Origin of the sequence: Pseudoneobacillus rhizosphaerae, from assembly GCF_917563885.1 — a bacterium.
GTDB classification, from domain to species: Bacteria; Bacillota; Bacilli; order Bacillales; family Cytobacillaceae; genus Pseudoneobacillus; species Pseudoneobacillus rhizosphaerae.
In genome coordinates, this window is sequence record NZ_CAKJTG010000007.1 from 222,885 (window position 1) to 229,457 (window position 6,573).

3 protein-coding genes and 1 pseudogene are annotated in these 6,573 nt (G+C 37.7%); 1 reads left to right on the forward strand and 3 read right to left on the reverse strand.

Annotated features, from left to right (window positions below):
• Positions 1-114 precede the first annotated feature (114 nt).
• On the forward strand, positions 115-1,206 hold the full coding sequence (locus LRP83_RS08010) for an HD-GYP domain-containing protein (RefSeq protein ID WP_230496166.1): 1,092 nt from the start codon (positions 115-117) through the stop codon (positions 1,204-1,206).
• Between the two features lie 64 nt (positions 1,207-1,270).
• Here LRP83_RS08010 and LRP83_RS08015 read toward each other — a convergent pair whose 3' ends face one another.
• The 3 genes and pseudogenes from LRP83_RS08015 to LRP83_RS23315 form a co-directional block, all read right to left on the reverse strand.
• On the reverse strand, positions 1,271-4,957 hold the full coding sequence (locus tag LRP83_RS08015) for a helicase domain-containing protein (RefSeq protein ID WP_230496167.1): 3,687 nt from the start codon (positions 4,955-4,957) through the stop codon (positions 1,271-1,273).
• A gap of 954 nt (positions 4,958-5,911) precedes the next feature.
• Positions 5,912-6,220, reverse strand: a pseudogene (locus LRP83_RS08020) (TPM domain-containing protein); the annotation flags it as partial.
• Between the two features lie 273 nt (positions 6,221-6,493).
• The coding region (locus tag LRP83_RS23315) for an IS3 family transposase (protein ID WP_354002332.1) at positions 6,494-6,573 on the reverse strand (80 nt) is incomplete at its 5' end.

The following is a 6,573-nucleotide window of genomic DNA, read 5'->3' on the forward strand; positions in this document are numbered from 1 at the left end:
ACCTAAGCAACATAGAGACATTTTAATTTAGACTATCTATATGATAAATTAATATAGTAATAATTTGAAAAAGTAGACACTTTTACAAAGTGATTAAATAGGAGAAGATGTATTGTGAGGCTAGTGGCTTTAAGAAGGTGTAAAGAAGGGACAGAGTTAGCAAAATCGATATATGATTCCAATGGGATAGTTTTACTAGCAGAAGGTTATAAATTAACAGATCAAGTCATGTCTAGATTACTCCATCATGGTATTTTTGCGGTATATGTAAAAGACAAATATAGCGATGGTTTAATAGAGGATACTGGTATTTCACACGAATTAAGACAAAAGTCGTTAGTAGAAATAAAAGCGTCCTTCACAAGTTTGAAATCTAATAATATCTTGACTGGTCGAATTAGCCCCATCATTTTAAACTCTTTTCAAAATATATGCGATGATGTGTTATCAGAACTTATATCAAACAAAAAGGCATTGAGTTTAATGACAAATGTACAGGTATTTGACAATTATCTATACAACCATTCGTTTAATGTAATGGTCTATTCTTTGCAACTAGCCATAAACTCTGGGGTTAGGCCTAAAGATCTACATGAATTAGGTATAGCTGGGTTACTTCATGATGTTGGTAAAATGGTGATTCCACTTGAAATTTTAAACAAACCTGAGAAATTAACGGAGAAAGAGTTTCAACTTATCAAAACACACACATCTGAAGGGTATGAATACTTAAAAAAACAGCATAAACTACCATTATTAGCTGCCCATTGTGCATTTCAACACCATGAAAAGATAGACGGAACTGGATATCCACGTGGATTAGAAGGAAAGGATATACATTTTCCCGCCAAAATAATGGCGGTTGCAGATGTATTCGATGCAGTAACATCGATTCGTTCGTACAGAACAGCGATGTTGCCTCACAAAGGGTTTGAAATTCTGTATGCTGGTTCGGGCACACATTTTGAAACAGAATTAGTGCAAAATTTTAAAAAGTCAGTAATTATGTATCCTGTAGGTATAACAGTAACATTAAATACAGGTGAAACCGGTTTTGTAGTTAAAAATAATGACAGTTTTCCAGAACGCCCTATTATTCGTGTAATCGAAAAAGATGGTATAGCTTTACAAGATTCAGAAGTACATGATATCGATATGTTAACAAATTTAACGGCGGATATCGTTCATAGTGATGTGATTATGTAAGGTAGAGTAAACAATCATTATTCAAGTCACAAGGGCTTTTACACAGTAAAAGCCCTTGTTTTGATTATGGCCTAACTAGACCTTTCTTCCCCTTCTCAAACGTAATATAGAGTTGATGTAAGGCACGGCTAGTTGCTACATACGCTAACTTTCGATCAAAGTCCGTTGATTCATAATCATTAAATCGCACAATGACTACCGCCTCAAATTCTAATCCTTTTACAGCTGTTGGCGTTGTAAGAACTACTTTGGCATTTGTCGGTAGTTCTGCTGCAGTCTGAATCCCCACAGTAAAATATGGATCTATCATATATCGGTAATGCTCTAGCAATGATTCATCTTTCACCACAACGGCAACAGACTCATACAGATGCGTAAAAACAGCCTCCTCTAATATCTCTTTCAAATGCTGTTCCTCGGTAGTTGATGTTACCTCTATCCATTCTACTTCTGCACCATCTCGGAACGTTTCTGTTGATAGCCTATATTTCCCTGTGGCAAACGGCTCTATAATTTCATTACCTACTTCAACGATTTGGGCTGTCGAGCGGTAAGTGGCTTGCAATTCATAGTAAGCCGGATTACCAATTAATGCATCAAGAGTATGCCAATCTTGTAGAGAGCTTGCCCGGTTCAAGTTTTGTCCTAAATCTCCAATTAACATTAATCCATTTTTCTGTGTTAATGCATTCAACTCGACAATTTCATATGGCATATAGTCTTGCGCTTCATCCACAATTAAATAAGATAATTTATGCTCTTTTGATACACCATGCATGAGTCTAGTAATATGCAACAATGCAGGTAAATCTTCATAATACGTTTCGAATGATTGATAGTCATCGGATAGAAGACCCTTTGATTGGGCCATTCTAATCGCTTCATCAAAGCAATCAAAAGGATCAAGTTCAAGGTGCTTTTTCACATATTTGTGTAAACTGTCTCTATCGGCTGTTGACAATTGAAGCCCTTCTTCAAATGTATAGCCCGAATAACTCTTATTAAAACTGTACTCCAAATCATAACCTGTTTTTAATGCTTTTGTAATTTGCTTAAAGTAAGATTGTTCAATCCTCATTAACAGTTCTGCCAGCACTGCCTGTTGGAGCATATCCCTTCTAGCTATGAAAAATGCCTGCTCTATCTTAGCTAATTGTTCCAGCACACCTTTCTGCACTTCTTCCAGCTTCTGTTGAAAGATAAATGTTTGGGTAAGGTCATCTACACTAAGCACTTCATCAGGCTGATTTGTAATAAGCTCTAAGATGGCTGCTTCTTTAGCTTTTCGCACTTCAAGCTGAATATAATGTTGCCAAGTTTGTGCAATAATCGTGTCATCTATATTATCAGAAATCAATGATTGAAGAACTATAACATGCTCCTTCATTTTCAACTGAACAGCGTCCTTTATTGCAGCTATAAATTGGCTACGACTTAATTCCACTTGGTATTTTATTGCTTTAGAAGGTTCGTCTCTATAAGCGGCAACATGCTCAATCCAACTATTTCCTAATCTTGCTATTTCAGGCGTGATAAAATCATTTCGATCAAGTGGTAAAGGCATCCCCTCTTGCTTTTCAATTGATTTTGCCTTTTCCTTCACCCGATCCTGGATTTGCTGTTGAACTTCATTTTCAGTTTTTAACTCCTGCTGCAAGCTTCTTGAAAAAATGTTGAAATACTGGTTATCACGCTCTTTTAACGAAAAGTGCGGGTATTTTTCCATTTCACGTAAAATAGGAACGATTGGGATAGAAATGGATTTTACTGTATAAGGTCTCGCCCAAATACGAAGGTCATTGAACATCCTCATGGTCGTTTCCTGTACAATCTGTCTAAAATCTAAAGATCCCTTCATTTTTATCATGTCTAGCTCAGTTGCTTGGTGACGTTTCACTTTTGATGATGAGATCATTAAAATGTCGCATGCCATTCCTAAAAATGTCGATTGCTTAATACCAAAATCACCTAATGTCGGTAAAACATTTTGAATATGTGTTAAAAATGCCTCATTCGGTCCTAAAATGGCGACGCTATCCGCCTTTAAATTTTGATATTTGTATAGTAAATAACTTAAGCGGTGAAGCGCGATAGCGGATTTACCACTCCCAGCCGAACCTTGAATAATAATAGGCTTCGTCATTGGCATACGAATCATTTCATATTGCTCTCGTTGCAATGTTGCTACGATTGATTGCATATCTAAACCGCGTTTATTTGACAGTGCAGAAACTAGTCCCTCATCTTTAATATACTGGCTCGTTGCCGTAATAGGTGGATGAAGTGTTTTAATATTCCCAGATTGGATATCGATTTGTCGTATATAATCGGTAATGACATCCCCTAGCGTTTTGTGCGCAATCGGTTGACCGACTACTCGTAAATAATAAAGTGATGCAGCTTCTGCCTTCCACGAGATCACATGCCCCTCAATCCCTTGTTCACCGATGTACATCGTTTCTGCACCAGCTGTTGTAACATAGTCAACACGCCCTATATAGGGGCGATCCTTCATAAATTGTAAGCGACGGTTATGCTCATATTTATGTTTACGAATAATCCCCTCTGAATAAGCTGTAGCATAATCAATTTCATACGTGCTATCGAACTCAATATTACGAATTTCGTGCATCGATCCAATAATTTTGTTAATAACTCTTCTTAAATAGCCATGCTCCGACTTGTCATCACGTCGTAAAAATGAAGAGGCATCATAGGCAGGAAATCCAAACGTCACACCTTGCTCTATCGTCGGCACCGTTTTTAACAACACATCCGAAATAGCTTGTACCATTTGCGCTTCATCTACTTCCTGCTCGACAAGTAATACACTTTCATCTAATGCCTCTTCTAAAATGACTTCATCAAAAACTAGACGTTCCTTTTCCTCTTCAACGAAATCTATTTTTACAACAGACGTGTCTTCTTCTAAAGCTGTTACTGTTTCATCTTGCTCCACATCCGTAGATAATTCATCCTCAATTATGACAGTAGGCAATTCCGCCGAACTTATATCTTCCACTTCAGGTTGCAGATCATTCGTTTCGAGCGTTGATTCTGTGACCGTATCTGCTAAAGATGGTTGCACTCGTTCCAATTGCTCCTGTAACTGCTGGAGTTGCAAATGTAATTGTTTGTTTTGTTGAAGATGTTCTAAATTTTCAATTTGCAATACATCATGGGCAGTACGCAGAGCATTGAATTTTCCCTCTAACTCATCGTAAATCTTTGAATCTAGCATGTTTGCCTCTGACTGTTCAAGCTGCCATTGAAGACTGCTATTAAGCCCTTCGTAATCACTAACTATATTTTCTAGTTCATCAACTTTTGTATTCATCCTGTTAAGCTCTTGTTTTAAATGAACGGTCTCTTCCACTAATTGTTCATACGCTACCTTCGAAACCGTTACTTCTTTAACTGTTTCTAGTTTTTTTGTTAATTGCTGAACTTCCATGTCCTTATTGTTATAGTCAGATTGTGTTGGACGCTTTGAGAGTTCCATATTTTCCTCTTCAAGCTTACGGTAACGCATTTTTATTACTTTTAATTCAGCTAAATTAACCATCTTTGCAAGATTCTCGGGATTAGTTGTTTTCGTACTGAATAGTTTATATAATTCAATTCTTAGAGATTCATCTTTTTGAACACTGCTTTTTTCAGGTTCTTCTTCCACCACCACAATAGAAGGTTGTACCTCAGGTTCTTGAGACTTATTTCCCTTTTTTGATAATAAAATATCGAATAAATTCATTATGCACCTTCTTAAAATCTGCCTTTTTATAAAAGTAATGAATATCTAAATATTCCATATTATCATTATACTTAATTTTAGGAATGAGGGACAAGGGAGAGGTTGAGGGCACTGAGAAAGTCATTTTAAAATAGTTAGAATAGGCGCTTGATTCGGACTGCTTAAGCTGGAAAAAAGCAAATCCTGTCCGAATGAAGGCTTGATTCGGACTGCTTAAGCTGGAGAAAAGTAAATCCTGTCCGAATGAAGGCTTGATTCGGACTGCTTAAGCTGGAGAAAAGTAAAATCTGTCCGAATGAGGGATTGATTCGGACTGCTTAAGCTGGAGAAAAGTAAATCCTGTCCGAATGGAGGCTTGATTCGGACTGCTTAAGCTGAAAATGTAAAAATCCTGTCTGAATGAGGGCTTGATTGCTTAAGCTGAAAATGTAAAAATCCTGTCTGAATGAGGGCTTGATTCGGACTGCTTAAGCTGGAAAAAAGCAAATCCTGTCCGAATGAAGGCTTGATTCGGACTGCTTAAGCTGGAGAAAAGCAAATCCTGTCCGAATGAAGGCTTGATTCGGACTGCTTAAGCTGGAGAAAAGTAAATCCTGTCCGAATGAAGGCTTGATTCGGACTGCTTAAGCTGAAAATGTAAAAATCCTGTCTGAATGAGGGCTTGATTCAGACTGCTTAAGCTGGAGAAAAGTAAATCCTGTCCGAATGAGGGCTTGATTCGGACTGCTTAAGCTAAAAAAAAGTAAATCCTGTCCGAATGAAGGCTTGATTCGGACTGCTTAAGCTGGAGAAAAGTAAAATCTGTCCGAATGAGGGCTTGATTCGGACTGCTTAAGCTGGAAAAAAGTAAATCCTGTCCGAATGAAGGCTTGATTCGGACAGGCAAGGCCGGTTTGTTGAGGAAGTTGAAGGTTGAGAGATTCTATCAGCAGCTGATTCTTCACTAGACCATATTCACTTAATACTTCCTTTGTTTTTTATAGACTTAATCAATGGCCAATAGGGTTTTTGATTCTTTAAGTATGGGAAGGTGTACCCAGCCAAAATCCATCCAACTTTACCGTCTGGAACTCTACCTTCTAAACCGTATGCTACTTCAATCCATACCCTCCAATCGGCCATTGCCAGCACAATCAAAACTCCGTTATCCTCACTCTTACTCCCAATTCCATATTGACGAAAAGCCGTATTTAAAAATTCCTGAGTCGGTTGTTCACGTGTCGTAACTACTGTCCGCACAGCAATTCGAGCTGTAGTTTGATAGTTTAGTGCTCTCCCTTAGCTTCTAATCCCAGCCCTTCAGAACTCCATTAATACCTGCGCAAAGTCATGAACACTAAGTCACTTATTGGATTTAGTAGAGTAAGTTTTGGTTCCTATTTTCACAACTAAACATTATGTCTCCTCTAGAGGGACAAGGGGACAGGTTAATTGCCAGCCTTATTTGCCTAACCTATTTTAGTAATATGAAATAAAAAATCGGGACAAGGTACCTGTAAACTGTACCCCTTGTCAAGGACACTTCAATAAGGGACTTCAAGCTATACTAAGAAGATGATTTCTGTAATCCACAGGGGTCATCTTCTTTAAATTCCATTGGTATCTTGTATGATTAT